Origin of the sequence: Pseudoalteromonas sp. S1727 (genome assembly GCF_005886375.1) — a bacterium.
Lineage (GTDB): Bacteria > Pseudomonadota > Gammaproteobacteria > Enterobacterales > Alteromonadaceae > Pseudoalteromonas > Pseudoalteromonas haloplanktis.
The window spans coordinates 64,455-91,041 of the sequence record NZ_PNDT01000016.1 but is presented as its reverse complement, the minus strand read 5'-3'; the positions used below and the strand labels follow the sequence as shown (position 1 = coordinate 91,041).

The window sequence follows — 26,587 nt, the reverse complement described above, 5'->3', positions numbered from 1 at the left end:
AGGCAAGGGCCTTTCGCTTTATAAACGTTTTAGCTAAAAGCCTTTATGCTAAGTTGTCGATGAACTCGACAGCACGGCCAATGTAATTAGCTGGCGTAAGTTTTTTCATTTCAACTTTAGCTTCTTCTGGTAATTCTAAACCATCGATGAAATCAGCCATAATTTCTTGGTTAACACGTTTACCGCGAGTTAAATCTTTAAGCTTTTCATATGGTTTTTCGATGCCATATTTACGCATAACTGTTTGGATTGGCTCTGCGAGCAATTCCCAGTTTTGGTCAAGTTCTTCAAGTAAACGCTCTTCGTTAACTTCTAACTTACTCACGCCTTTAAGCGTTGATTGGTATGCAATTAACGCATAGCCCATACCAACACCTAAGTTACGAAGTACCGTTGAGTCAGTAAGGTCACGCTGCCAGCGAGAGACAGGTAGCTTTTGTGCTAAATGGCCAAAAATAGCATTTGCTAGACCTAAGTTACCTTCTGAGTTTTCAAAATCAATCGGGTTAACTTTGTGTGGCATAGTTGATGAACCAATTTCACCAGCAATGGTTTTTTGCTTAAAGTGGTTAAGCGCAATGTAGCCCCATGCATCACGATCGAAGTCTAATAAAATCGTGTTAAAACGGGCAATGGCATCGAATAATTCAGCAATGTAGTCATGCGGTTCAATTTGTGTTGTAAACGGGTTGAATGTTAAGCCTAGGCTCGTTACAAATTGCTCAGCATGGTTGTGCCAATCGTAATCAGGGTAAGCGCTTAGGTGAGCGTTGTAGTTACCTACCGCGCCATTAATTTTACCGAGCATTTCAACTTGGGCAATTTGGTCACGTTGACGCTTTAAGCGCATATACACGTTGGCAAATTCTTTACCCATCGTCGAAGGTGTTGCTGGTTGACCGTGAGTTCGGGTCATCATTGGAACAGCTTTGTACTCAATGGCTTTTTCTTTAATAGCATTAAGTAATTGATCACAGTAAGGCAGTAATACTTCGTTACGAGCTTCGGTTAGCATCAAACCGTGAGACAAGTTATTGATGTCTTCTGATGTACAAGCAAAGTGAATAAATTCATTGATTGCATGTAGCTCGGCGTTATCTGCTACTTTTTCTTTTAGTAAGTACTCAACCGCTTTTACATCGTGGTTTGTGGTACGTTCGATATCTTTTACACGTTGCGCATCGGCTTCGCTGAAGTTATCAACAATCGCGTTAAGTAAAGCATTGGCTTCGTCGCTAAATGCCGGTACTTCTTGGATAGCATCCGCTGATGCAAGGGCTTGTAACCAACGAACTTCGACTGTTACACGGTATTTAATCAAGCCAAATTCGCTGAAAATACTGCGTAGTTCAGTGGTTTTGCTGCCGTAGCGACCATCCACCGGAGAGATAGCTGTTAACGCTGAAAGCTCCATAATAACTCCTAAATTTTAGTTTTGAACGATAATTAAATATGGTTTTTAGCAATGGCGATAATTTTTCTTTTTGCAAAGAAAAAATGACGGCGTTTACCGCCCATTTGTCGCCATAATACTGCACTGCGAATACCTGCTAATAATAACGCACGTATTTTGTGTTGTACTAATTGCTGTTTTAATAAATCAGGTTTGCCATAAACCTGAATTCGGTGCCCAAGGGGGCTAAGCACCTTTGAATAAATATCGGCAAGGGCAGCGATCACGGTGTCATCGGTGATGGCAAAGTGATTAAGGCGTCGCTTAACATCTTCAATACCTTTGCCAAGTTCTGTTAAGCTGCTTGCTTTGGCGCTTAAAGCGCGTTCAAGTTGCATTAAACCGCCAACGTATTTGACGATTTCTACATCTTTATTTTCACCAGTACTGAGTTGATTAACTAATATTTTATAGCCTTCTCTTAGGTTTTCAGTGCCTTGGTAAACATCGCTGGGTGTTTCTGGTGATGTTTCTACTATGCTGTTTAAGAGCTTTTCTAACTCGTAATCGTTACTACTGCCGTATTGCGCTATTTTTTGTACTTGTTTAGCTGCTTGGCACATTGCGGCCAGCGCCATAACTTGGTTTTCAGTCATTATTTGATCACCGAATCAATGATACCACCGCCCAAACACACTTCATTGGCATAAAATACTGCTGATTGACCTGGAGTGACGGCTTTTTGCGGTTCATCGAATAACACTCTTGCTACACCATCATCACCAACCAGCAGAGTACAGTTGATGTCTTCTTGGCGATAACGTGTTTTTACTGTGCAGCGCGTAGTGCCTTTAGGTCCAATACGGTCAACCCAGTGTAATTGGTTGGCATTTAAACCATTGCTGTAAAGGCGAGGGTGATCTTTACCTTGACCAACCACTAATACATTACGCTCAATATCTTTATCAACCACGTACCAAGGTTCGCCTGAGCCTTCTTTCATGCCGCCAATAAGTAAACCTTTACGTTGGCCTAATGTGTGATACATCAAACCTTCGTGCTCACCTACATTATTGCCGTCTGTATCTTCGATAGTTCCAGGCTGCGCAGGTAAGAATTTTTGTAAAAAGTCTTTAAATTTACGTTCGCCGATAAAGCAAATACCGGTGCTGTCTTTTTTATCGTGGGTAATTAAATCTTGCTCTTCAGCAATGCGCCGTACTTCTGGTTTGGCAATATCACCCACCGGAAACAATGTTTGTGCAATATGTTCATGGCTTAATGTATATAAGAAGTAACTTTGATCTTTATTATCATCAAGGCCACGGCACATTACGTATTTGTCATCGCGCAATTCACGACGTACATAATGGCCTGTTGCAATATAATCAGCGCCAAGTGCACCTGCAGCAAACTCTAAGAAAGCTTTGAACTTGATTTCTTTATTACACATGATGTCAGGGTTCGGTGTACGGCCCGCTTTATACTCAGCAAGGAAATATTCAAACACGTTATCCCAATATTCTGCAGCAAAGTTTACTGTATGTAGCTCAATCCCTAGCTTGTCACAGACTGCTTGGGCATCTTTTAAATCATCTGCCGCAGCGCAATATTCATCATTATCGTCTTCTTCCCAGTTCTTCATAAACAGGCCTTCAACGTGATAGCCTTGTTGTTTTAATAAATAAGCTGATACAGAAGAATCAACACCGCCGGACATGCCAACGATGACTTTAATGTGACTATTTTCGCTCATGGATAATTTCGCTTATACAGGTTACTGTCATTTAAACTACTAGCGTTTATACGCATTACAGGGCTCAAGAAAAGACACTCTGACAAATTACGCAGGCTATGAAAGGCCGCGATTATAGCAGCATACCCAAACCACCTCAAGATGCAGAATTCAGCGTTTCACAGGGGCTTAATATCAAGGCGTTACTTTGCAACAATGGCGGTCCCTTTTAAGAAGTAACAACGCCGAGAGTAACTACCTGTGAAACGCCCAACGGGTTGGTTTAAAAACGACAAAATTTTTTGTAATGGCATGTGGCAGGTTAAGTTTCAAAAAAACAGCGCTTGGATTTTGAAACTTAACCTTGTGTTATGGCTAGGTAAAATTACTCTACGCCAATAAAACCGCCGGTTTGATGTGCCCATAAAGCAGCATAAATACCATTTTGCGCTAATAGTTCATCATGACTGCCTTGCTCTACAATCCCGCCGTCATCAAGCACGATAAGCCTATCCATTTGTGCGATAGTGGATAGGCGGTGAGCAATTGCGATCACGGTTTTGCCGGTCATTAAGTCATCAAGACTTGCTTGAATGGCTGCTTCGACTTCGGAGTCAAGTGCGCTGGTTGCTTCATCTAAAATCAGTATCGGGGCATTTTTCAGCAGCACGCGGGCGATGGCGATACGTTGACGTTGCCCGCCGGAGAGTTTTACACCACGCTCACCTACTTGTGCGGCAAAGCCTTTATTGCCTTTGCTGTCTTCAAGATCGTCAATAAACTCAAGTGCTTTGGCTTGCTTGGCGGCGCGTAGCATCTCTTCATCACTGGCGTCAGGTCGGCCATATAAGATATTTTCTTTTACTGAGCGGTGTAGTAAAGAGGTGTCTTGTGTAACCATTGCAATGTACTGTCGTAAGCTTTCTTGGCTCACTTTTGAGATGTCTTGACCATCAATATTAATACTGCCGCTATCCACATCGTAAAAGCGCAATAATAAATTAACCAGAGTTGATTTACCGGCGCCTGAGCGTCCTACTAAGCCTATTTTTTCACCGGCTTTTATATTTAGATTTAAGTGATTGATCACTGCACCGCGGTTGGTTTCATTTGCTGCTTTGCCATAATTAAAATGCACGTTGCTAAAGTCAATTGCACCGCTGCTGACTTTCAGTGTGCCAGCATTTGGCAGGTCATCAACTTCTATTGGATTAGAAAGGGTTTTCATACCATCGGCGACAGTACCGATATTTTCAAATAATCCGCTAATTTCCCACATGATCCACTGTGCCATGCCGTTTAAACGCAGTGCTAAGCTCACGGCAATCGCAATTGCTCCCGCACTAATAGCGCTCAAGGTCCATAAATATAATGATAGGGCTGCAACGCTAAATACTAAAAAGTAATTTAGGGTTTGAATGGCAAAATTTAAGCTCGTTACTAAACGCATTTGTTTATAAACAGGTTGTAAAAATACATCCATACTGTCTTTTGCATACTGTTCTTCACGTTGTGTGTAGGAAAACAATTTAATAGTGGAAATATTGGTGTAGCTATCAACGATACGGCCTGTCATTTCTGAGCGGGCATCAGCTTGTGAACTGGCTACTTTTTTAAGTTTAGGCACGTAGTACATTTGAATCAAAATATACAAAGCTAACCATACCAAGAGTGGGATCATTAACCGCCAGTCTGCTTCTGCAACTAAAAATACCATAGCACCAAAATAGACAACGATGTACATAAGTACATCGAGTAATTTCATTACCGTTTCACGAACTGCAAGCGAGGTTTGCATGACTTTGGTAGCAATACGTCCTGCAAATTCGTTTTGATAAAAGCTGACGCTTTGACGCAGTAGGTAACGGTGTGCAAGCCAACGAATGGACATGGGGTAATTCCCCAATAAAGCTTGGTGTAGTATCGCAGAATGAAAAAACACCACGGTTGGCAAGACGATAAGTAATACAACCGCCATTTTTATGAGTTCGGACTTTTGCTCAACAAATAATGTTTCAGGCGTATAGATACTCAGCCAATCAACAAGTTGGCCCATGTAACTAAATAAAGACACTTCTAAAATAGCCAATAACGCCGCACTTAATGACATAAAGAATAATGAAACTTCCATGCCCTTTGTATAGTGGCGGCAAAAGGCAAACAAGGTTGTTGGCGGTTGAGTCGGTTGTTGCTCTGGAAACGGCTTGGTCATCCGTTCAAATAATCGATACATTCTAATATCTTGAATAGCTAAAATGACGTTAACTATATCATTGAAAAGCGACAAAAACAGAATTAGATAACGAACTGTTTGTGTTTAATATTAGGCGAGGTAGTCGTGTTGATTTGTAGCCCACGATTTTAACTTCGACTCGCTATCATGGAATTACCACTTTATTTTCCCAACCAACATGTCTTTAAACATTACCCAATCTCCCAACAAGCTATAGAGCGGATGTTTGAATGTCGCAGGGCGGTTTTTTTCAAAGAAAAAATGGCCAACCCACGCAAAACCGTAGCCAATAATAGGTAATAACCACAATAACGAAAATTGCTGGCTAAACAACGCGTATAAAATGACAAGGAGGATTAAAAAACTACCAGCAAAATGCAGACGACGGCAAGTGGCATTTCTATGCTCTTGTAAGTAGAAAGGGTAAAAGCGTTTAAAACTGGTAAATTCTGGGGTACTTTTCATATTACTTATCTTTTTATGTTGTTAATAGTCAACAATACCTGTGAGGCATTTATTTCGGCGAACGTTGAGTATTTATCCAACTCAATAAACTGAATAAAGGTGGTTCATCGATAGTTTAGTAAATTGTACTTACAAACAGGCTTGTAATTTTGTCATCATGGTACTTCCTTATTAATATTTAAAACCAATTGATGTTTGTAGCCTTACGTTATCAGCATCTTCGTTACCAAAACTTTCAACTTTACCGTATTGTAGTTCAACACCAACGCGAGACATTGGGGTTGGGTTCCAGATCAAATTAACGTTTGAGTAAAATGAACTGCTAAGCGCGCGACTTCGCTGTGAATCAATGTTATCAATCTCAACGTAGCCAAAACCGATAGAGCTGGTGTATTTATCACTCCATTGGTGATCTAAATAGGCGTAGCCAACGGTGATTGGGATTGCTTGCAGTTTGCCATTAATATCGACTCCCGCATCACTGCCACCTGTTGCAACGCCATCCGCAGTGCCATCTGCATAATAACTGCAGCAGGCATCATTGATGTAGCGGCCGATGCCTTCGCCATGAGTAAGCTGATATTTTAGGGTGTTTTTGCGGTCTATGGCGTATTTACCCGAGACGTTAATACCCCAGCCAATTACCTTGTCATCGCTGCTACTGGTCTCATAACCAAGTTGGCGCAAAATAATCGATGATTTAATATAGCCTTTTGTAAAGCCATTGATGTAGCTGGCTGTAATATCAGGTAAGTCATTTTGCTCTACGTATAAAAAGTCATTACCCGTGACAAAATTAGGCAAAGCTAAATCGGCATCTGACTTTTCAATGGTGAACATGAATTTATCATCTGTGTTGGTATGAAGGTTATAGCGCAGTTGCGGTTGGCGAGCGAAGACCACTGAATTTGGGCCCCAATAATCCATGATATTTGGAAACGCATCTATGTCCATAAAACCAGAAAACGTTTGCCCAGCCCCCCAATTACCGAGCTCTCCCCACAAATGTGTAAGATTAAATTTTGCATTTCCTTGGGAGTCAAATAAGTCAACACCAAAACGGGTGGTCATTGCACCGTATTGAGTGGGGGTGGAGCTATTAATAGTTAGGTTAGATTGTCCAGCACTGAGGGTGGTTTTATCGTGGGTTGCTCCTTCGTCATACGCAATAGAAGAAGGTTGAAAACCCGCTCTATTGGTCATTTCGCCACTGTTGTAAATTGCATCTAACCAAATTTGTCCGCCAATCTGTAAAGTGGTATCAGAGTTAGTGAGTTGAATACTCTTGTCGGGGGCGTCAAATTGATAGCTTGGCCGCTCTAAAAAACGTGTGAATAATGCCGACGAAATGGCCACTTCTGCCGCTTTATCAGCTAGGTGTGCAGTAACCACGGTCTCTCGTTCTAGCTCTTCAATTTTACGATCTTTTTGAGCGACTTGCTGCTCAAGTTCAGCTAAACGTTTTTCCAGTTGATCAAGGCGTTTATCTGTTTCATTAGCAAGCACAGGTTGTAAGCTTAAAATCGTTGCTACAGCAGTTGCACAAACTGAGTGATGAAATATCTTCATCTGTATGTCCTTAAAGTTCTATACCTAATTGTACAACCATTTTGTAGTCATCTTTTTCTGGAATAGTGCCATCAGCATTCGCAATTGGCGATTTTAGGTGATCCCATACAAATGAAATATCAAAATCGATGTCATCGGTAATATCAAATGATGCTCCTGCTTTTGCCGCTTGGGCATTACCACCAGCTGCGGTTTCAGCAAAGGTAAATTTATAGTCAAAGGTTAAATCAATATTAGAAGTGAGTTCATATTCTGTGTGAGACTCAATATAGAAGGAACTCGATGAATTAGTGGTGTCTGTACCTTCGACAACATCATCAAACTCGGTACGTTGGTACGCAGGACCCATACCGATATCCCATTCGGTTTTATCCGTATCAATTAAATAGTAACCAATACCAGCCCCGACAGTGTATTTGTGGGCAATATTTTGAAACGGGTCACGAAAGTATTCAAAGGAGATTGGTCTGAAATACAGTGACTTAGTGTAAAACCAGTCAAATGTGCCGCTAGCGCGAATATTATTTTCAGTTACTTCATTGTCATTTGAAGTTCGGTCAGCAAGTCCATTAATTAGCAAGCGATTTGTTGCAGTTCGACGTTTAATATCAACAGAGGCAGAATATTCTGTTTGTTCAGTATTACCTTTACTGATATTTGCCCCGATCCCCACTTTGATACTCCATGCACTTAGGGCATCGTCAAATGAGGGGGCCACAGAAACTAAATCACTGTACTTGTACTGATCGGGTCGGCTCATACCAACGACTACATAACCACCGGAAATATTGAGTGGGCCTTCAAGTACTGTTCCGTCATTAAAACGAACAGAGTGACTGCGCCCTGAAATAACCATGAAAATATCATCTCTATCAATATAGAGGGTATCGAGTACATCACTCTCAAATTCAAGCTGTTTATCGTAGTAGGCCTTGATATCACCTTTGAGCCACTCCCCCGATGTGAGTCTCACCCAGTCATATTTTTCACTTTCTTTTACAATGGCGCGTTGTTCATCCAAATGGGGATCTGGATTTTTAGTTGCTGCGAAACAGCCAAAAGATGTCATGGAAGCGATAGCGAGCGCTACTGGCAATATTTTCATTGTACAATCCTTGATTATTGCAGTTTCTATAAATCAACGTAATGCTAGTCCAAGCTAAAATAAATGTATAGCTTTGGGGACGCTGAGTGTTTAATTATTACTTGAAAACAAGCGTTGATGCGTTTTAAACGCATATTCATCTGTCATACCACTTAAGTAGTCACAAATTACCCGTTGCGTATTGCCGTTTTGTTGTTGTACGCGGCGAAATATGTTCGCAGTCGTTTCAGGCAAAAGCCGTAAAGGCTCACAAGCAAATGCTTCAAATAACTCAATGATTAACTTTTGTCCTTTAAATTCAATTTGCTGCATATGAGAGGCTCTGATCAACCGTTGATAAATGAAAGACTTTAAAGTATCGAGTAAGTGTTGGTAGCATGGCGCTAAAGTGACAGTGTGATTCAATATCGGGTTTTCAAACCCTATTTCTGTGTTAATGATTGATGATTGGGTGATAAAGAGGTTTACAAGCTCACCGATCACATCTTTTCTATGTGCTTCACTACCTAAAAATAACCGCTCGGTTAACTGGCTGTGTACAAGCCAGTCACACTCTACTTGAGCAAGTGCTGGTAAAGCATGATTTTGCCATTCCTTTAAGGTAATTTGTTCTGTTGCAATGGCGTCTTCAAGATCATGCACTGCATAGGCTATATCATCAGCAAGTTCCATGATCGCTGCGTCAAGGGACTTGAAATTGGTTTTAGATCTAAATTCATCAATCACATTAAACTGGCCTAAGCGCTGTTTATCAGTAGAAGACAGGGGGGCAATAATCCAATCAAAGGTTTCTTGATCATCTTGATATAGGCCTTTTGCAGGTCGCCAGTCATCCGCCTTTATGTAGGCACGCAGTGGATCATGATGAGGAATGGTATGCCATAAATCATTAATAAAAGCTGGGTACTTTATAAACCCGAGTAAAGTGCGCCGCGTTAGGTTCATACCGTGGCCATCACTGTAGGGTTCTAACTTTGATACAATTCTTAGCGTTTGTGCGTTACCTTCAAAACCGCCGTGTTCACGCATCATGTAATTAAGCGCGATTTCACCACCATGACCATAGGGAGGATGACCTATATCATGAGCTAGACATAATGTTTCGAGTAAGCTCGGATCGGGGAAATGAGTGAAGTCAGGGTGTTGCTTTTCTAAATGACGAAGTAAACCGCTACCAATTTGCGACACCTCTAAAGAATGGGTTAATCGTGTACGATGAAAATCATTAAGCCCTATACCCATTATTTGCGTCTTTGCTTGTAAACGACGAAATGCAGCTGCATGGATTATGCGGGAACGATCGACCTGCCATGGTGAACGGTTATCATTAGGGCGGTGTTTATTTTGATCAATAATACGACTTTGCCAAGCGAATTCCATTAAATGAACATCCAAAACTTCTTTAAGGTTTATATGAACTTAATTGTAGCCGATTTTTTTAGATTATAAATCACCCAAATGGGGATATTCGCCTTTATTTGCGGTGTTAGGTATAATGGCGGGTCACATGCATGTGGATATACCATGCATATATGTTAGTTTTTTTGAGAGAATACATGCTTAAGTTCCTATTTCGTTTAATTGTTAGCCTATTTTTTATTTGGGCATTAATTTACCCATTCATAGAAAAATCGACTTCGTTAATTGACAGTGAAACAATTGCAACTAAACCCCCGATAAAAAAACCAGAAAAGCCACTACACTCTGTAAAACTACCCGATTTTAATGGGTTTGTTGATGTTAAAGAAAAGAAACATGCATTTTTTGACTTTATTCGCCCACACATTGAAGCTGAAAATAAAAAGATTTTACAACAAAGGGCTACCTTAGAAATTGCGCTTATGATGCTGCAATACGATGAGCCATTGAGTGCTAGTCAAACAAAACAAGTTAAAACGATTTTAAACAGCTATAAATTACCCAAAACCATTGATCGATTGGCATTAAAGCAAGCTCTGCGTCGAGTAGATATTATTCCAAAGGAACTCGCATTGATGCAAGCTGCTAACGAGTCAGCATGGGGAACCTCGCGGTTTGCTCGTATTGGTTTGAATTTTTTTGGGCAATGGTGTTATAGCAAAGGATGCGGTATGGTGCCAAACCGCCGTAATGATGGGGCTGAGCATGAAGTGGCAGCATTTAAATCAGTTCGCGCCGCCGTTAATTCGTATTTTAGAAATATAAATACGCATGCAGCTTATAAGCAATTACGTAGTATTCGCGCCGATTTACGTCAGCAACAACAGCCGATTTCAGCCACTGAATTGAGCTACGGGCTCACGTCATATTCTGAACGTGGTGAAGCGTATATTGAAGAATTAAATCAGATGATCAACCACAATAGAGCTTACTTTGATGAATAATCCAGTATTTAGTTTTAGTTATGTAATTGCCACAGTAATTGCGCTTCTGGCCACTTTTAACCTACACGCAAAAGAGTTTGTGGTCTCTTATGATGGTTTTTATGACCGTTTAAAAGTGGTTAATAAAGGGGATTTTCAATTTGCTCAAGTTAACTTTTATATAACTGACATAGCGACTAATGACGAATGTTTAATTGAAAGTGGACGTATAATTACTGAGCGTGAAGAATTTGCTCTCAATTATACTGAACACGCCCAGTTATTATTACCCTACGATAAACAGCTTGATACAAACAAAGCTGTGGTTGTAATTGAACCACAAAATAAAAATCATGATTGTCAGTTAAAATTACAGATTGAAGCGCGTGAATTTTCCAACAGTAATTTAAATAAACATCAATTGTATCAGCTTGACCAAGAGTTTGATGACTTGCTTTCTGATTTATCAGGCTTTTTTATCAGTAAACTAATGAGCTTTTTGTTACCTGAACAAAAAGGGGTGGTATTAACATTTAGCTCCCCCGTTACCATTGCTGATCCTGCTTTTAGTTGCCAAGATGCAATTTGCCATGTCAGTGTTACTGACGAGTGGGAAGATGATAAATTTGCTTTTGATATTACAACACCATTATTAAAAGTAACTCCTTGGATTGCTAAATAGTAAGTAATACCAATCGACTTAAATATTTAACCATTATAGCGAGCTATAGTTGCTCAGTAACTTAACACGATTGGTATAAAAGATGGCCAAGCACTGTGGTATTCAGTGCTTGGTTTGCGTGGCTTGCTTGTTAAACGCAGCCGATGGCAGGCTTAGATACCTGTATAACTGATTGAAATTAATCTATTAAACTATGAATAAAAACCATGTAATTGAGTGTTTACGTTTTGCTCTAGAGGCCCAACTAGCAACCGCACAGGCTGCGGCTAAAACAGCTTACGATACTGCTATCCATGAAGAAAACATTGCTGAAAATAAGTACGATACACTAGGGCTTGAAGCGGCGTATTTAGCACAAGGGCAAGCCGAACGGGTGAATGATTGTCACTTAAGCATAATTGAATTTGAAAAAGCATTTAAAACACCGACTTCAAAGCAGGTTACAATCGGGTCATTGGTGTGTATTTGTGATGAAGATGAAAATCTCAAATGGTATTTTATAGGGCCACTGTCAGGCGGTTTAAGCATAAAAATAAAAAACACCTTAGTGTATGTACTGACCCCACAATCACCATTAGGGAAACTACTCATAAACAAGCAACAAAATGATGAGCTTAGTTTTACAGTAGCAAATAACACAACGCTTTTGGAAATAATTTCAATCAGTTAGCTTTATTTCAAGTCGATTCGCTAAGCTGTTAATCGCTGAACTGAGATTGATTAAATTTACTTATCTTAACGCCAAAAATTATTCGTTGGAAAGAGGCTGCAAAACCCTTTATAAATCACCTGTAGATTAAGCAGTAGCTAAATCTAAAGCACCCATCCTGTTAAGTACACGTGCTACGCACAATTATTACTTAGCAGTATGGGTGTTTCTATTTACATTCATTTTTATTTTGACTTATTTTAGGAAAAGTCGTGTTTAAAACCTTGATCGTGGTTGATAACAACGAGCAGTCTCTTGCTCACTCATTCGAAAACGTAATTACCTTCAATACCTACTTACGAGATTACCCAAAACATAATGAGCCAAAAACACGCATAATTAATTTATGCGACTCAAGTCAGTACTTGAGTAAAGGCTATTATTGTTCATTACTTGCTGAAGCACGGAAACATCAAGTTTTACCAAGTGTGAAAACCATTAATGCGTTACGCAGTGGTCAAACATTAATGCTAAGCATAGGCGTGCTGACTGATGCAGTTTACTTTGGTCAGGCTGTCAATGAGCTACAAAACAAAGCAGCTAAATCGGTATTCAAACAATACCCAGCACCGATTTTATTTGTAGATCAACAAGGGCTACTAAAACAAGGTTCTTTGGCGTCTCTTAATGCTGAACAACACCATGAGTTTGTAGCTAAACTAACTGAATTCACGCAAACACAATGGCGGATCAGTAGCACTCAAAAGCGTTACCGTTGGGATATGGCGATTTTGGTTGATCACAATGAGAAAGTACCACCAAGTGATAAAGATGCGATTGCCCGATTTATTAAAGCTGCTGCTAAACACGGTATTCATGCGCAAGCGCTTAGTTTTGATGAGATAGATAATATTGCTCAGTTTGATGCGTTATTTATTCGTCAAACAACGGCGATAGATCATCCAACCTATCGTCTGGCAAGTAAAGCGCAAAGCTTAGGTTTAGTGGTCATCGATGATGCTGACTCTATTTTGCGTTGCTGTAATAAAGTGTATTTACATGATGCGTTTAATTATCAAAAAGTGCCGAGTTTAAAAACATTAGTGGTTGCAGATCAAAATGACGACACCATTACTCAGCTTGAAAATACTTTTACTTACCCATTAGTACTGAAGATGCCTGAAGGCTCGTTCTCTAAAGGGGTGTATAAAGTAGCTGATCGCACTGAGTTGGTTGCAAAATTAAATGAGCTGTTTGAATTTAGCGCCTTAGTATTAGCGCAAGAATACATGTATACCGAGTATGATTGGCGAGTAGGGGTGTTAAATGGCCGTGCTATTTATGCATGTCGTTATTTAATGGCACGTAACCATTGGCAAATCTATAACCACGACGCAAAACGCTTCTTCTCAGGTGGCTTTGAAACATTACCTACTTTTGAGCTACCTAAAGCGGTGCTTGATGCTGCTTTAAAAGCCTGCAAAACAGTGGGGAAAGGTTTATATGGTGTTGATGTTAAAGAGCATCAAGGCCGTGCTTATGTGCTAGAAGTGAACGACAACCCAAGTATTGATCATAAAGTAGAAGATGCCTACTTAGGTGATGAATTATACATGCTTATTATGGATGAATTTAAGCAACGTCTTGAAGCTCGAGGTCGAGGTTAATGTCTGTTCATGATGTGGCAGTGCGAGTTGCCACAGACGCTGATTTAAAGGCATTACTTGCAATAGAGCAACAAAGCTTTAGTCAAGATCGGTTAAGTGCCCGCAGTTTGAAACGTTGGATCGCGGCTAAGCATGGAATTTTGCAGGTTGTCGAATCAAACAATCAATTGCTTGGCTATGGTTTAGTATGGTGTCACAAAGGCACTCGTTTAGCTCGTTTATACTCACTTGCAGTAGCACCGCAGGCGCAGGGGAAAGGTCTTGCACAGCAGTTACTAAGTTCACTTGAACGTGCTACTGCAGAGCGCGGTAGGGTGTTTATGCGCCTTGAAGTGGCGGTAAATAATTTAGCCGCCATTGCCTTGTATAAGAAACTGGGGTATCGGGTATTCGGGCAATACAGTGATTATTACGACGACCATAGCGATGCGCTACGAATGCAAAAAAACATTCGTAACACCAATGAACTTGAGTTTACACGAGAAACTCCTTGGTATCAGCAAACCACGGAGTTTACATGTGGGCCTGCTGCGTTATTGATGGCCATGTCATCACTAAAAAAAGCAGTGATCACCCAGGTCAGTGAACTTGCGATATGGCGTGAAGCAACGACTATTTTCATGACTTCAGGACATGGTGGTTGTCATCCATTAGGGCTTGCACTAGCGGCAAATAAACGTGGCTTTAAGGCTGAAGTGGTTATTAATACCCGTGATACTTTATTTGTAGATGGCGTGAGAAACGACAACAAAAAAGCGATTTTGCATACTGTGCATAATCAATTTGTAGTTGAAGCCATTAATCATAAACTCGATGTTAAATATCAGGAATTATCACTGGAACATATCGAGCGCTGGCTGGCTGAAAAAATGGCTGTGGTGTTGTTGATCAGTACATATCGCTTTGATGGTAAAAAATCGCCTCATTGGGTGTGTGTGACCCATCTAGATGAACATTGCTTGTATGTGCATGATCCGTTTTGTGAAAACGATAAACAACTAGCGATTGATTGCCAGCATGTACCCATTGCAAAAAGTGATTTTGTAAAAATGGCGAGTTTTGGCAGCTCTCGTTTGAGTACCGCACTGGCTATAAAAATAAAGTAATTTTAGGATGTTGAGTGAGTTTTTTTGAATTAGTAGATATTACCCCTTATTCGTGGTCAGCAATTGGTAGCGCGGCTTTTTGTGGCGCCTTAATAGGCATGGAGCGGCAATTACGAGGCAAACCCGTTGGGATCCGCACCTCTGTGTTGATCATATTGGGTACGTATTTGTTTTTAGCCACCGCGTTTATGCTCCATGGTGATGTAATTGACCATTCGCGGGTGGTTGGTCAAATCATCACTGGGATTGGCTTTTTAGGCGCTGGAGTCATGCTTGCGAAAGATGGCGCTGTGGTGGGGGTGACATCGGCCGCAACGATCTGGGTATTGGCATCCATAGGAGTTGTGATTGCAACGAATAATTTACTGGCAGCGATTAAATTGTCTATTCTCGTGGTGGGTATTTTATATGGTGTTGATGTACTTGAAGCGAAATTCAAAAGTTTGAGCAAAGGTGTACATCGCCATGTGAAAATTTACTCAAAACGGTATTACAGAAGTAATAAAAAAGAAGCTGAACGCCACGATTAAGTGGCGTTATTTGTATCATTAATTGCCAAATAACTTTCTTCTGACCACGTTGCGATAATCGCTAGGGGTTTGCGAGAGTAACTTTTTAAACACTCGGGTTAAATGTCCCTGATCGTTATAGCCCACCTCTAATGCGACTTCTTGAATCGACAAGTTTGATGACGCTAAAAGCTCCTTTGCCGTTTGCACTCGTAGTTGTTGCCAGTATTCAATCGGACTTTGATTGGTGGCTACTCTAAAGCGTCGTGTAAACGAGCGATAGCTTAAGCCAAATAATTGGGCCACTTCGGTTAAGCTTTGTTCTGTGGCTAAGTTGTTTTTTAGCCAAAATTGAATTTGAGCGATGAGTTCGTCGGGATGGCGATCCACCGCACCTTCAAGGTAGCGCTGATCTTCATAAGGTTTTCGTATTTCATGAGAAAAGTTACGTTCAACATGTTGAGCGGCAGCTTGTCCATAGTATTGACTAATAATGTGCACAATGACATCCGCTAATGCATTCAAACTTGCCACACTGTATAAACGTTCTGACTGAGTGATGAAAAAGTCAGGTTTGAGTAATACCTGTGGGTAATCGCGTTTAAATTGTTCTGCATAATGCCAGTGAGTTGTTGCTGGATGACCATTTAATAGCGTTGCCTCAGCCACTAAGCAGTTACCAGTGCCGACCCCAATAATCGAGCTACCCTGTTGCCAACTACAAGTTAGCCACTTCACAAGCCCTTGGTTTGCCCTAACAACGGGGCGCGGGTTACGCCAAATACCGGGCACTATGATCAAATCACTGTATGGTGCATTGGCATAGGTGTATTCGGGTATAATCGCCAAACCACTGCGATTTTGGATTGGCTGTCGATCTTCAGCTATCAAATTGATCTGCAATGGTCGAAATTGCGTTGCGGTTGAATGGCCTTTTGCATGACCTTTTGCGTAGGCTTCACCTGCTCTAAGCATTTCGATGGGCAGTGTTAAACTGGTGATCAATAAATGCTGATAGACCAACATACTGATCTGTAACGGGCTATCTTTGAAGTTGTTGTCCATTTAATTGCTCCGACCAGTCGCTACTGGCCTATTAAGCTTGTTATTTGGCTATTTAAGCACAATGCTTACAGTAAAATCCATCTAAACTAGTTACTTCTCCTATAACACGTTTTCTCAAGGTAAATTATGACAGCATTACCCGTTATTGTCGGCATGGGCGGAATTAACGCCGCGGGCCGTACCTCATTTCATCAAGGTTATCGTCGTATCGTGTTAGACAATTTAGCAGGCGACGCACGCCAAGAAACGTTTCTAGGCTTAGCGACTTTAATGAATCTTGTTTCTTTACAAGAGGGCGAATTAAAAGATCAACACGGTAACTCAATTAAACAAAGCGATATAGAGGCTCAGTTTGGCGAACAGATTATCGCGGGGACTTTGATCCGTAAAATTGAAAAAAATCATTTTGATGTTGATGCGACGCCATGGCAACAAAAAATGACATTAACGCTTAGCGATGAGCAAGCGATTGTATTTGAAGCACGTCGTCGTGACTTACCGCAACCAGTACCGTCAAGTTGGATAGTTGAAGACATTACTGATAAAAAAGTTAAAGTCACTATTGCGGCTGAGCTAGACATAAAGCATGACAGCACCCGTGATAACCCCATTAAAGCCGCAGGTCAGTTACCAACAGGTTTTGATCCGGCCATTATGTACAATAGCCGTTACCAACCACGTGGTTTACAAGCCACAATTTTCGCTGCTACGGATGCGATACGCTCAACAGGGCTTGATTGGCAGCATATTATGAACAGTGTTGAGCCAGACCAAATTGGTACCTATTCAGCATCTGTAGCAGGGCAGGTCAATGATGAAGGTTTTGGTGGTTTAATTCGTTCGCGCCAACAAGGCGAGCGGGTCAGCACTAAGCAGTTGGCACTGGGTTTAAATACCATGTCTACCGATTTTATCAATGCCTATGTAACTGGTAATGTCGGTACTACGTTTACCACCTCCGGTGCCTGCGCGACGTTTTTATATAATCTGCGTGCCGCTGTTAATGATATTCAAGCTGGGCGTACTCGTGTAGCTGTTGTAGCGTCTTCTGAATGTGCTATTACACCTGAGATCATTGAAGGTTTTGGCAATATGGGCGCACTGGCTAACGAAGAAGGCCTAAAGCGTTTAGATAATACAGAGACGGTTGATCATCGCCGTACAAGCCGTCCATTTGGTGAAAACTGTGGCTTTACAATCGGTGAAGGTGCACAAGTGGCTATCCTGATGGATGATGCGCTCGCATTAGCATTAGGTGCAGATATTATGGGAGCAGTAGCGGATGTATTTGTGAATGCCGATGGAGTGAAAAAGTCGATCACAGCACCAGGACCTGGTAACTACATTACTATGGCAAAATCGGTGGCATTAGCGGCTAATATTTTAGGCACTGAAGCGGTTCAACAACGCAGTTTTATTTTAGCGCATGGATCAAGTACGCCGCAAAACCGTGTGACTGAATCGCTAATTTATCATCGAGTAGCGCAAACCTTTGCAATTGATAACTGGAAAGTTGCTGCGCCTAAAGCGTATGTTGGGCACACTATTGCTCCTGCTAGTGGCGATCAGTTAGCCATGGCATTGGGTGTATTTAGCCACAATATTATGCCGGGTATTACCACTATAGATAAAGTGGCAGATGATGTGTATGACCAACATTTAGATATTCGTACAACACATTACCAATGTACAGATATGGACATTGCTTTTATCAATTCAAAAGGCTTTGGCGGTAATAATGCGACAGCGACAGTGTTATCACCTAAAGTCACCATGGAAATGTTAGCAAAGCGTCATGGCAGTGATGTAATGAACGCATACACAGTGGCCAATAACAGCGTTGCGGCTGCGCAAGCCAGTTATCAGCAACAAGCGGATTTAGGTCAGTATGACCTTATTTATCGCTTTGGTGATGGCATGATTGAAGAGAATGACATTGTTATTTCTGAAACTGATATGCAGATCCCAGGTTTTGACAAAGCAATATCATTTACTAAAACCAATCCTTATCAAGATATGTTTTAAGCACATAATTCTTGAATGGCAAGGCGCTTTTATAGCGCCTTTTTTAATGTATAAATATTAGCCCTATAAAGTTTTCAAATTGTCATTGGCTGCATTTTTTTGTTGAATCACCGCAGTTTACGCGATCTGTCATTTTTCCTTGTTATAATTTCACCCTATTAAAGAGGCCAATGTTTGAGAGTCCTATGATCGCCAGTTTATTATTGTTAAGTGCAACTACTGCCACATTAGATAGCCATTTACCGCCATTACTACCTTGGCAAGGGCAAAGTCTGACACTGATACAACAAAAAGGCCCATTAACCACTGACTTCGAACTGAGCGAAGGGCTAAATTCGCCAAATTACCAACAAACAATGGCGTTTGTTGATCGCCTTGTAGCAGCAAACCCGACTCAATTTCAAGTGCAAACTATTGCCCATAGTGCCAGCGGCCGTGCGATAAAAATGTTGGTCGCCAGTGAAGAGGGGGCTTTTACGCCTTCTCAGCTGATGCAAAATACAAAACCAACACTATTCATTCAAGCGGGTATTCACGCAGGTGAAATTGACGGTAAAGATGCGACGTTTATGTTACTACGTGATATCGCAACCGGTAAGCGTCGTGACATTTTAAGCCAAGTAAATATCTTGTTTATTCCTATTTTGAATGTGGATGGTCACGAGCGTCGTAGTCAATTCAACCGTATCAATCAACGTGGCCCAGTAGAAATGGGTTTTCGCACTAATGCTAATAACCTTAACTTAAATCGTGATTATACGAAGCTAGATACCCCAGAAGTACGCGGCGTATTAAAAGTCATTAAGCAGTTTAAGCCTGACTTATACATTGATGTACATGTAACAGACGGGGCAGATTATCAGTATGATGTTACCTATGGTTACAATCCTGTATTTGCAAGTGAATCACCCAGTGTTTCAGCTGCATTGGATCAGTATTTTAAACCTGTTATTGATAAAAAGTTACAGGCTCAAGGTCATCTTCCTGGACCTTTAGTTTTTGTTATGGATAAGCGCGACTTTAAAAAAGGCCTAGCGGGCTGGGTTGCGACTCCTCGTTATTCGAATGGTTGGGGCGATTTACGCTCACTACCTACAATTCTTGTTGAAAACCATTCGCTTAAACCTTATAAGCAACGAGTGCTTGGTACTTACGTGTTTTTAGATGGCGCGATTTCAGCATTAGCGCAGCATCATCAACAATTAACGGAGGCGGTTAAAAAAGAGTTAGCATTTGTACCAAGCCAACTGATTGTTGAGCGTGGTTATGCTAAAGAGCCAAATACGCTAATATTTGAAGGCATTAAATATACACGTAGTGAAAGTGCTTTGAGTGGCCAGATGGAAGTAAAATACCTTGGTGAAAAGCAACATTATGATGCATTACCTATTTTTTGGCAGAAAGAAGTAAAAACAACAATCAAAGTACCCAATGCATTTTATATTCCTCCAGCGTATCCACAGATTGTCGAAAAGTTAAAGCTACACGGTATAGCAGTACAAACAGTGACTGCAGATGCACTACCAAGCCATTTAAAAATGGCGATTGTAAAACGTCATGAATTTGCTAAAACGCCGTTTGAAGGTCGCTTTAGGGTAAGTGCTGATTTTGACTTTGTTGATGTAGCGGAAAAGAATTTGACCGGGTGGTCTAAAGTCGAAACTGCGCAACCGTTAGGTGAATTAGCGACGCATTTACTACACCCAAAGGCACCGGATTCATTTTTTGCTTGGGGTGAGTTTAATACGATTTTTCAACGCACTGAGTATATGGAAAACTACGCGTTAGCGCCTTATGCTCGTCAGATGTTAAAAGACAAACCGGCATTAGCATTAGAGTTTGATAAAAAAATTCGTGAAGATGCTGCTTTTGCAAACGATCCGCAAGCGCGCCTGAACTGGCTTTACGAACATACGCCATTTTATGATCAAGCCTATTTAAAGTATCCGGTACTTATGACATTTTTAGAACACGCCCAAGAAAAGAATTAATTTATGGAAATTATTACTCTACCGGTTACTGCGTTTGCACAAAATTGTCGAATTATTATTTGTAAACAGACTCGCCAAGCAGCTGTGATTGATCCAGGTGGCGATGCTGAAAAAATTATTGCTGAGCTGGCTAAGCATTCAGTTAGTGTGCAATGTATTTTACTGACTCATGGTCATCTTGATCATGTGGGTGCCGCAAAAATACTGGCAGAACATTTTTCAGTTGATATTGTGGGCCCACAGCAAGACGAGTTATTTTGGTTTGATGCATTACCTATGCAAGCGCAAATGTTTGGCTTTGCACCAATAACGCCTTTTTACCCCCATCATTGGCTCAATGATGGGGATATTTTCCCAGTGGGTGAATTGCGCTTTGAAGTTCGCCATTGCCCTGGCCACACGCCGGGTCATATAGTCTTTTATGAAGCAAAGCATCAGTTGGCCATTGTTGGTGATGTGATTTTTAAAGGCTCAGTAGGGCGTACTGACTTCCCTAAAGGAGATGCACAGCAGCTACTTGCGTCAATAAAACAAAAAATCCTAACTCTGCCAGATGAAACCAAAATCCTTTCAGGGCATGGACCTGACACTAAAGTAGTTACAGAGCGCATATCGAATCCATTTATAAGTGGTAAATATGGTTAGTTACGCATAAAAAATGCATAAAAACACAAGACTCAGCTAATAAAGCAATGTATAATTTAATCAATTTAGTAAAATAAAAAAGAAATAAAATGTCTCTAAATCACGTAGATCGCCAAATATTGGCACTGTTACAGCAAGATGCAAGTCTTTCGACCGCAGATATTGCTGATAAAGTAGGCTTATCTCAGTCACCTTGTTGGCGTCGTATTGCGAAACTTGAACAAGATGGTTACATCAAAGGCAAGGTTGCATTATTGGATGAGAAAAAACTTGGTTTTGATATGTTAGTGTACGCCCATGTTCGTTTGTCGAACCATGGCCGTACTAATCTTGCTGAGTTTGAACGACTGATCTTAAGTTACGACGAAGTAACGGAATGCTACAGCATGGCCGGTACTATGGACTTTATGTTGCGGATTATTTCAAAAGGTATTGAAGGCTACGAGCAGTTTGTTCGTGATAATTTATTAAACCTTGAGTTCGTCCAAGAAGTTCATTCAAATGTGACGATGACCTGCGTAAAACGCAGCACTTCACTACCGCTTTAATTATATTCCAACAGGCTAAAACGACTCTCGTGTTTAGCCTGTACCCCTTACTGCAATTGTTAACCTTAGCTTAATTTGTTAGAATTGGGCGCTTTTTTGATCCCACATCCGCAAGAGGAATTCAATGTTTAACTTACTAAGCAAGGCGCCAAGCTCTGCTAAAAACGATATTTTGTCAGGTATTACGGTTGCGCTTGCACTCGTACCTGAAGCTGTTGCATTTGCGTTTGTTGCGAATGTGGAGCCTTTGGTTGGTTTATATGCAGCATTTATTGTTGGCCTGATCACTGCTATCTTTGGTGGTCGCCCTGGCATGATATCTGGTGCGACCGGTGCACTGGCTGTTGTGATGGTAAGTTTAGTGCTTGATCATGGTGTTGAATACTTATTTGCGACCGTGTTGTTAATGGGGATCCTGCAGATATTAGCTGGGGTGTTTAAGCTCGGTAAATTTATTCGGATGGTTCCACATCCTGTTATGTTGGGTTTTGTGAACGGACTCGCGATTGTGATCTTTCTTGCCCAACTCGGCCAGTTTAAAGTCTCTGATGGCGCGGGCGGCGTGCAATGGATGACAGGTACTCCGTTGATGATCATGCTTGGACTTGTAGCATTAACAATGGCTATTATCCATTTTTTACCAAAGTTAACGACGGCAGTGCCCTCAACTTTAGTGGCTATTGTAACTGTGACAGCCATTGTGATGGGCTTGGACCTTGAAGCGCGCACTGTACTTGATTTCTTAAAAGATATGACTGGAGACAGCGCTGCGACTATTGCTGGTGGCTTACCAGAATTTCATATTCCAATGGTGCCGTTTACGTTTGAAACGTTCAAAATTATTTTCCCTTATGCACTTATTTTAGCGGCGATTGGTTTAATTGAGTCGTTGTTAACATTGAGCTTAATTGACGAAATAACAGAGACCCGTGGTCAAAGTAATAAAGAGTGTATCGGCCAAGGTGCTGCAAATGTCACGTGTGGTTTCTTTGGCGCGATGGGGGGCTGCGCAATGATTGGTCAATCTATGATCAATATTAACTCAGGGGGTCGTTCACGTTTATCTGGGATCACGGCAGCTGTTATGTTGCTTGCGTTTATCCTGTTTGCAGCGGGCTTAATTGAAATGATCCCATTGGCTGCACTTGTTGGCGTAATGTTTATGGTGGTACTCGGCACATTTGAGTGGGCGAGTTTCAAAATGATGAAGCGTGTACCTAAGTCAGATGCCTTTGTGATTGTGCTCGTGTCGGGTGTTACAGTAATCACTGATCTAGCGATTGCCGTCTGTGTGGGTGTGATTGTCTCAGCGTTAGTTTTTGCATGGCAACATGCAAAACATATTTTCACAACAAACTATATTGATGAACAAGGCTCTAAAGTTTACGAGTTACACGGCCCATTGTTTTTTGGCTCGGTGAAAAAGTTTGCAGAATTGTTTGATGTGAAAAATGATCCTAAAGACGTGATAATCGAATTTAAATACAGTCGTGTAGCTGATCACAGTGCGATTGAAGCTATCGATGCGTTAGCGGATAAATACACTAAAGCAGGCAAGCAGTTACATCTTCGCCACCTTAGTAAAGATTGTACTCAGCTACTGCATAAAGCCCGTGACTTAGTTGAAGTAAATGTGATTGAAGATCCAACGTATAAAGTTGCCTCAGACAAACTTGCTTAAGCAGTTTATTTGAGTAAAAAGCGAAGGCAGTTGCCTTCGCTTTTTTGTATTGAATGCTTTATTGTGTAAAATAAAAATAGGTCGCTTAAATCGAGATTAAAGTCATATGTCACAGTGGTTAGCATGGGCCAAACAAATACAGGCCATTAGTCAAACAGGTAAAGCCTATACAAAAGATGGTTATGACATTGAACGTTATGAGCAATTAGCTGATATTAGTCACCAAATGTTAGCTTCGCTTGCTGAGCAACCTGTCAGTGTGGTTGAAAATCTATTTATTGATGAGCAAGGCTATCCGACTCCTAAAGTCGATTTGCGCGCAGGTGTAATCGTTGATAATAAAATCTTGCTAGTACGAGAACGAACTGACGATAAATGGTCGTTACCAGGTGGGTGGGCTGATGTTAATGAAGCGCCTCGCGAAGGGATTATTCGTGAAGTATTAGAAGAGTCTGGGTATCAGGTAACGAATCCTCGTTTAATCGCTTTAAAAGATCGGGCACTTCACCCGTACTTACCTGTCTCTGCACAGCATATCTATAAATTATTTTTTCTGTGTGAGCTTATTGGCGGCGAACCTACAATTAACTTAGAAGTGTCTGAAATTGGCTTTTTTGCTTTAGATAATTTACCGGAGCTATCTGTTGGCCGGGTGCTCGTTGAGGATATACAGATGCTGTTTCACCACTATTATCAGCCCACCGAAGCATTGTTTATTGATTAACACTCATTACCCAAATAACTAAGACTAATCTCGACTAGTGCGCGGGCTGCCTGTATAATTCGCGTCCTCTTTATACCGTGTTATTGCCTGTATTAACTTTTCCTTATTTATCGAACAGTTTACTTGCCAGTATTTGCTTAGGAAATTCATCTTGATATCTACCGCTAACATTACCATGCAGTTTGGTGCTGAACCTTTATTCGAAAATATTTCAGCTAAATTTAGTAACGGTAACCGTTATGGCTTAATTGGCGCCAATGGATGCGGTAAGTCAACGTTTATGAAAATATTAAACGGCTCACTAACACCTACTTCAGGCAATGTGTCAATTACACCGGGCTTAAAGGTTGGTAATTTAAGCCAAGACCAATTTGCCTTTGAGCAATACACAGTAGTTGATACGGTGATCATGGGAGATGTTGAATTATGGAAAATAAAACAAGAACGTGAACGCATTTATTCGCTCCCTGAAATGAGTGAAGAAGATGGTATGAAAGTCGCCGAGCTTGAAAGTATTTTTGCTGAAATGGATGGCTACAGTGCAGAAAGCCGCGCTGGTGATATTTTGTTAAAAGCAGGTATCGAGGAAGAATTTCATTTTGGTTTAATGTCACAAGTTGCCCCTGGTTGGAAATTACGTGTACTACTAGCCCAAGCACTCTTTGCCAACCCAGATATTTTATTATTGGATGAGCCAACTAATAACTTGGATATTCATACAATTAGCTGGCTTGAGCAGGAGCTGAACCAACGTAAATGTACCATGATCATTATATCTCATGACCGCTACTTCCTTAATGCTGTGTGTACTCACATGGCAGATATTGATTATGGTGAGCTGCGCATTTACCCTGGTAACTATGAAAAATTCATTGAAGCATCAACGCTTATCCGTGAGCAACTACTAGCTGGTAATGCGAAAAAGCAATCAGAAATTGAAGAACTACAAGACTTCGTAAATCGCTTTGGTGCCAATGCATCAAAAGCGAAGCAAGCGAGCTCACGTGCTAAACGCATGGAGAAAATTAGTTTAGACGAAGTGAAGTCTTCAAGCCGTATGGCGCCGTCATTGTATTTTGATGAAGGTAAAAAAATGCACCGTCAGGCATTGATCTTAGAAAATTTTGGTCATGGGTTTGATGGAGAAGTACTGTTTGAAGGTGGCGAACTGATCCTAGAAGCGGGTTCGAAACTGGCGATTATTGGCGAAAATGGTGTTGGTAAATCAACATTTATTCGTTGCTTAGTAGGTGAGCTTGAAGCGAACCACGGCGTGGTTAAGTGGTCAGAAAATGCTTCTATTGGTTATTGCCCGCAAGATAGCAGCAAAGATTTTGATAACGATTTAACCCTGTTTGATTGGATGTCACAATGGCGTACCGCTAAACATAACGACTTAATGGTACGCGGTATGTTAGGGCGCCTATTGTTTACCGCTGATGACGCGAATAAAAAAGCGCGTAACTGCTCAGGTGGTGAGAAAAACCGCTTACTATTTGGTAAGTTGATGATGCAAGATGTCAATGTGTTGATCATGGATGAACCGACAAACCACATGGATATGGAAGCGATTGAAGCATTAAATAATGCATTAAAAGGTTTTGAAGGCACATTGATTTTTGTCAGTCATGATCGCGAATTTGTGTCGTCTTTGGCTACCCGCATTATTGATATTCGTGACAAGAAAGTCGTCAACTTTCATGGCACGTTCAACGAGTTTATGGCAAGCCAGCAAGAGCAAGCTAAGTTACTCGAAACCAAGTAAGCTTTTTATAGTTTAAACCGGCTTAGGCCGGTTTTTTGTATTCAGTCAAATATAGTTATTTTAAGCGTTTCACATAGCGCAGAGTTATAAAGTTGATAATGGCCATCAACACGGCTATTTCGTAGCGACTAAATGCCACGGCAATACCAATTAAGCCCATGTTCCATATGCTTGCGGCGGTGGCAGTACCGTATGTAGAGTTTTTGTTTTTTAAGATTGCACCACCGCCAATAAAACCAATTCCGGTGATGATCCCTTCAAGTACTTTTGCCTCAGCCTCTGAGGTGGTTAAGACTGACATAGCGACTAATGCGTAACCGCATGAAGCAACCGCTACGAGTGGAAAGGTACGTAAACCTGCGCCATGGTTTGAGCGTTCACGATCAAACGCCATCGGCAGGGCTAGTAAATAGGCAATTGATAAATGAATTAAATTTTCGATAATTTCATGTAATTGTAAGTTAAGTTCCATCTTAGATCTCATCGGCTATTTTTAAATAAAATTGCAAAGATCAAACCACCTTGGTAGATATAGTTTTTATTTTTTATCAATATGTTATGTTTCTGTAGTTAATAGCTTTACGTATTTTAGGTAACATTTACATATTACTGTGGGAGTTTTACTCAAGTAAATTGCTAATTTGATATCCGTATGAAAGCGCCGTATTCTTAGCATTGCTAATTTTTA

Annotated in this window: 23 protein-coding genes; 13 read left to right on the top strand and 10 right to left on the bottom strand. The window is 40.9% G+C overall.

Features of this window, described 5'->3' with window-relative positions; genetic code table 11:
- Positions 1-43 precede the first annotated feature (43 nt).
- The 8 genes from purB to CWB85_RS05565 form a co-directional block, all read right to left on the bottom strand.
- Complete coding sequence (gene purB / locus CWB85_RS05600) at positions 44-1,414, bottom strand: adenylosuccinate lyase (RefSeq protein WP_016707290.1); 1,371 nt, start codon at positions 1,412-1,414, stop codon at positions 44-46.
- A gap of 32 nt (positions 1,415-1,446) precedes the next feature.
- Positions 1,447-2,049, bottom strand: coding sequence for a high frequency lysogenization protein HflD (hflD, locus tag CWB85_RS05595; RefSeq protein WP_138554338.1), 603 nt, complete (start codon positions 2,047-2,049; stop codon positions 1,447-1,449).
- Positions 2,049-3,149 carry a tRNA 2-thiouridine(34) synthase MnmA gene (mnmA, locus tag CWB85_RS05590; RefSeq protein ID WP_138554337.1) on the bottom strand — a complete coding sequence of 367 codons (1,101 nt, stop codon included), beginning with the start codon at positions 3,147-3,149 and terminating at the stop codon, positions 2,049-2,051. The genes hflD and mnmA overlap by 1 nt, the downstream gene beginning before the upstream one ends.
- Before the next feature lie 364 nt (positions 3,150-3,513).
- Positions 3,514-5,361, bottom strand: coding sequence for an ABC transporter ATP-binding protein (locus CWB85_RS05585; protein ID WP_138554336.1), 1,848 nt, complete (start codon positions 5,359-5,361; stop codon positions 3,514-3,516).
- 153 nt (positions 5,362-5,514) lie between these two features.
- Positions 5,515-5,826, bottom strand: a complete 312-nt coding sequence (locus CWB85_RS05580) for an Mpo1-like protein (protein ID WP_138554335.1) — start codon at positions 5,824-5,826, stop codon at positions 5,515-5,517.
- A gap of 171 nt (positions 5,827-5,997) precedes the next feature.
- Positions 5,998-7,395, bottom strand: a complete 1,398-nt coding sequence (locus tag CWB85_RS05575) for a DcaP family trimeric outer membrane transporter (RefSeq protein WP_138554334.1) — start codon at positions 7,393-7,395, stop codon at positions 5,998-6,000.
- A 10-nt stretch (positions 7,396-7,405) separates the two neighbouring features.
- Entirely contained in the window at positions 7,406-8,500 is a 1,095-nt protein-coding gene (locus CWB85_RS05570; RefSeq protein ID WP_138554333.1) for a DUF481 domain-containing protein, read from the bottom strand.
- Positions 8,501-8,590: 90 nt separating this feature from the next.
- Entirely contained in the window at positions 8,591-9,880 is a 1,290-nt protein-coding gene (locus CWB85_RS05565; RefSeq protein WP_138554332.1) for an anti-phage deoxyguanosine triphosphatase, read from the bottom strand.
- A gap of 176 nt (positions 9,881-10,056) precedes the next feature.
- Here CWB85_RS05565 and CWB85_RS05560 point away from each other — a divergent pair, with 176 nt between their 5' ends.
- From CWB85_RS05560 to CWB85_RS05535, 6 genes are all read left to right on the top strand, one after another.
- Complete coding sequence (locus tag CWB85_RS05560; protein ID WP_138554331.1) at positions 10,057-10,863, top strand: glucosaminidase domain-containing protein; 807 nt, start codon at positions 10,057-10,059, stop codon at positions 10,861-10,863.
- Entirely contained in the window at positions 10,856-11,524 is a 669-nt protein-coding gene (locus CWB85_RS05555; RefSeq protein WP_138554330.1) for a DUF2987 domain-containing protein, read from the top strand. Before CWB85_RS05560 ends, CWB85_RS05555 begins: the two co-directional genes overlap by 8 nt.
- A gap of 193 nt (positions 11,525-11,717) precedes the next feature.
- Positions 11,718-12,194: a GreA/GreB family elongation factor gene (locus CWB85_RS05550; protein WP_016707279.1), complete on the top strand. Its 477-nt coding sequence runs from the start codon at positions 11,718-11,720 to the stop codon at positions 12,192-12,194.
- A 251-nt stretch (positions 12,195-12,445) separates the two neighbouring features.
- Positions 12,446-13,840: a RimK family ATP-grasp domain-containing protein gene (locus CWB85_RS05545; RefSeq protein ID WP_016707278.1), complete on the top strand. Its 1,395-nt coding sequence runs from the start codon at positions 12,446-12,448 to the stop codon at positions 13,838-13,840.
- On the top strand, positions 13,840-14,946 hold the full coding sequence (locus CWB85_RS05540; RefSeq protein ID WP_138554329.1) for a GNAT family N-acetyltransferase/peptidase C39 family protein: 1,107 nt from the start codon (positions 13,840-13,842) through the stop codon (positions 14,944-14,946). Before CWB85_RS05545 ends, CWB85_RS05540 begins: the two co-directional genes overlap by 1 nt.
- Before the next feature lie 14 nt (positions 14,947-14,960).
- Entirely contained in the window at positions 14,961-15,476 is a 516-nt protein-coding gene (locus CWB85_RS05535) for an MgtC/SapB family protein (RefSeq protein ID WP_016707276.1), read from the top strand.
- 18 nt (positions 15,477-15,494) lie between these two features.
- Here CWB85_RS05535 and CWB85_RS05530 read toward each other — a convergent pair whose 3' ends face one another.
- Entirely contained in the window at positions 15,495-16,520 is a 1,026-nt protein-coding gene (locus CWB85_RS05530; RefSeq protein ID WP_016707275.1) for a GlxA family transcriptional regulator, read from the bottom strand.
- 126 nt (positions 16,521-16,646) lie between these two features.
- Between CWB85_RS05530 and CWB85_RS05525 the strand changes: the two genes are divergently transcribed.
- The 7 genes from CWB85_RS05525 to CWB85_RS05495 all read left to right on the top strand — a co-directional run bounded on the left by CWB85_RS05525 (position 16,647) and on the right by CWB85_RS05495 (position 25,899).
- On the top strand, positions 16,647-18,545 hold the full coding sequence (locus tag CWB85_RS05525; RefSeq protein ID WP_138554328.1) for a beta-ketoacyl synthase: 1,899 nt from the start codon (positions 16,647-16,649) through the stop codon (positions 18,543-18,545).
- A gap of 185 nt (positions 18,546-18,730) precedes the next feature.
- Complete coding sequence (locus tag CWB85_RS05520) at positions 18,731-20,536, top strand: M14 family metallopeptidase (protein WP_138554347.1); 1,806 nt, start codon at positions 18,731-18,733, stop codon at positions 20,534-20,536.
- A 3-nt stretch (positions 20,537-20,539) separates the two neighbouring features.
- Positions 20,540-21,181 carry an MBL fold metallo-hydrolase gene (locus CWB85_RS05515; RefSeq protein WP_016707272.1) on the top strand — a complete coding sequence of 214 codons (642 nt, stop codon included), beginning with the start codon at positions 20,540-20,542 and terminating at the stop codon, positions 21,179-21,181.
- A gap of 89 nt (positions 21,182-21,270) precedes the next feature.
- On the top strand, positions 21,271-21,729 hold the full coding sequence (locus tag CWB85_RS05510) for an Lrp/AsnC family transcriptional regulator (protein ID WP_016707271.1): 459 nt from the start codon (positions 21,271-21,273) through the stop codon (positions 21,727-21,729).
- Positions 21,730-21,853: 124 nt separating this feature from the next.
- Positions 21,854-23,410, top strand: a complete 1,557-nt coding sequence (locus CWB85_RS05505; RefSeq protein ID WP_138554327.1) for a SulP family inorganic anion transporter — start codon at positions 21,854-21,856, stop codon at positions 23,408-23,410.
- Between the two features lie 106 nt (positions 23,411-23,516).
- Complete coding sequence (locus CWB85_RS05500; RefSeq protein WP_016707269.1) at positions 23,517-24,134, top strand: NUDIX hydrolase; 618 nt, start codon at positions 23,517-23,519, stop codon at positions 24,132-24,134.
- A gap of 151 nt (positions 24,135-24,285) precedes the next feature.
- Positions 24,286-25,899, top strand: a complete 1,614-nt coding sequence (locus CWB85_RS05495) for an ABC-F family ATPase (RefSeq protein WP_016707268.1) — start codon at positions 24,286-24,288, stop codon at positions 25,897-25,899.
- 55 nt (positions 25,900-25,954) lie between these two features.
- Here the strand turns inward: CWB85_RS05495 and CWB85_RS05490 are convergent, their stop codons facing one another.
- Positions 25,955-26,371, bottom strand: a complete 417-nt coding sequence (locus tag CWB85_RS05490) for an MgtC/SapB family protein (RefSeq protein WP_016707267.1) — start codon at positions 26,369-26,371, stop codon at positions 25,955-25,957.
- Positions 26,372-26,587: the final 216 nt, after the last annotated feature.

Bases quoted from the DNA above. Each gene is read 5' to 3' on its own strand.
- purB (WP_016707290.1), bottom strand. From the start codon at position 1,414: ATGGAGCTTTCAGCGTTAACAGCTATCTCTCCGGTGGATGGTCGCTAC.
- hflD (WP_138554338.1), bottom strand. From the start codon at position 2,049: ATGACTGAAAACCAAGTTATGGCGCTGGCCGCAATGTGCCAAGCAGCT.
- mnmA (WP_138554337.1), bottom strand. From the start codon at position 3,149: ATGAGCGAAAATAGTCACATTAAAGTCATCGTTGGCATGTCCGGCGGT.
- CWB85_RS05585 (WP_138554336.1), bottom strand. From the start codon at position 5,361: ATGTATCGATTATTTGAACGGATGACCAAGCCGTTTCCAGAGCAACAA.
- CWB85_RS05580 (WP_138554335.1), bottom strand. From the start codon at position 5,826: ATGAAAAGTACCCCAGAATTTACCAGTTTTAAACGCTTTTACCCTTTC.
- CWB85_RS05575 (WP_138554334.1), bottom strand. From the start codon at position 7,395: ATGAAGATATTTCATCACTCAGTTTGTGCAACTGCTGTAGCAACGATT.
- CWB85_RS05570 (WP_138554333.1), bottom strand. From the start codon at position 8,500: ATGAAAATATTGCCAGTAGCGCTCGCTATCGCTTCCATGACATCTTTT.
- CWB85_RS05565 (WP_138554332.1), bottom strand. From the start codon at position 9,880: ATGGAATTCGCTTGGCAAAGTCGTATTATTGATCAAAATAAACACCGC.
- CWB85_RS05560 (WP_138554331.1), top strand. From the start codon at position 10,057: ATGCTTAAGTTCCTATTTCGTTTAATTGTTAGCCTATTTTTTATTTGG.
- CWB85_RS05555 (WP_138554330.1), top strand. From the start codon at position 10,856: ATGAATAATCCAGTATTTAGTTTTAGTTATGTAATTGCCACAGTAATT.
- CWB85_RS05550 (WP_016707279.1), top strand. From the start codon at position 11,718: ATGAATAAAAACCATGTAATTGAGTGTTTACGTTTTGCTCTAGAGGCC.
- CWB85_RS05540 (WP_138554329.1), top strand. From the start codon at position 13,840: ATGTCTGTTCATGATGTGGCAGTGCGAGTTGCCACAGACGCTGATTTA.
- CWB85_RS05530 (WP_016707275.1), bottom strand. From the start codon at position 16,520: ATGGACAACAACTTCAAAGATAGCCCGTTACAGATCAGTATGTTGGTC.
- CWB85_RS05525 (WP_138554328.1), top strand. From the start codon at position 16,647: ATGACAGCATTACCCGTTATTGTCGGCATGGGCGGAATTAACGCCGCG.
- CWB85_RS05520 (WP_138554347.1), top strand. From the start codon at position 18,731: ATGATCGCCAGTTTATTATTGTTAAGTGCAACTACTGCCACATTAGAT.
- CWB85_RS05515 (WP_016707272.1), top strand. From the start codon at position 20,540: ATGGAAATTATTACTCTACCGGTTACTGCGTTTGCACAAAATTGTCGA.
- CWB85_RS05510 (WP_016707271.1), top strand. From the start codon at position 21,271: ATGTCTCTAAATCACGTAGATCGCCAAATATTGGCACTGTTACAGCAA.
- CWB85_RS05505 (WP_138554327.1), top strand. From the start codon at position 21,854: ATGTTTAACTTACTAAGCAAGGCGCCAAGCTCTGCTAAAAACGATATT.
- CWB85_RS05500 (WP_016707269.1), top strand. From the start codon at position 23,517: ATGTCACAGTGGTTAGCATGGGCCAAACAAATACAGGCCATTAGTCAA.
- CWB85_RS05490 (WP_016707267.1), bottom strand. From the start codon at position 26,371: ATGGAACTTAACTTACAATTACATGAAATTATCGAAAATTTAATTCAT.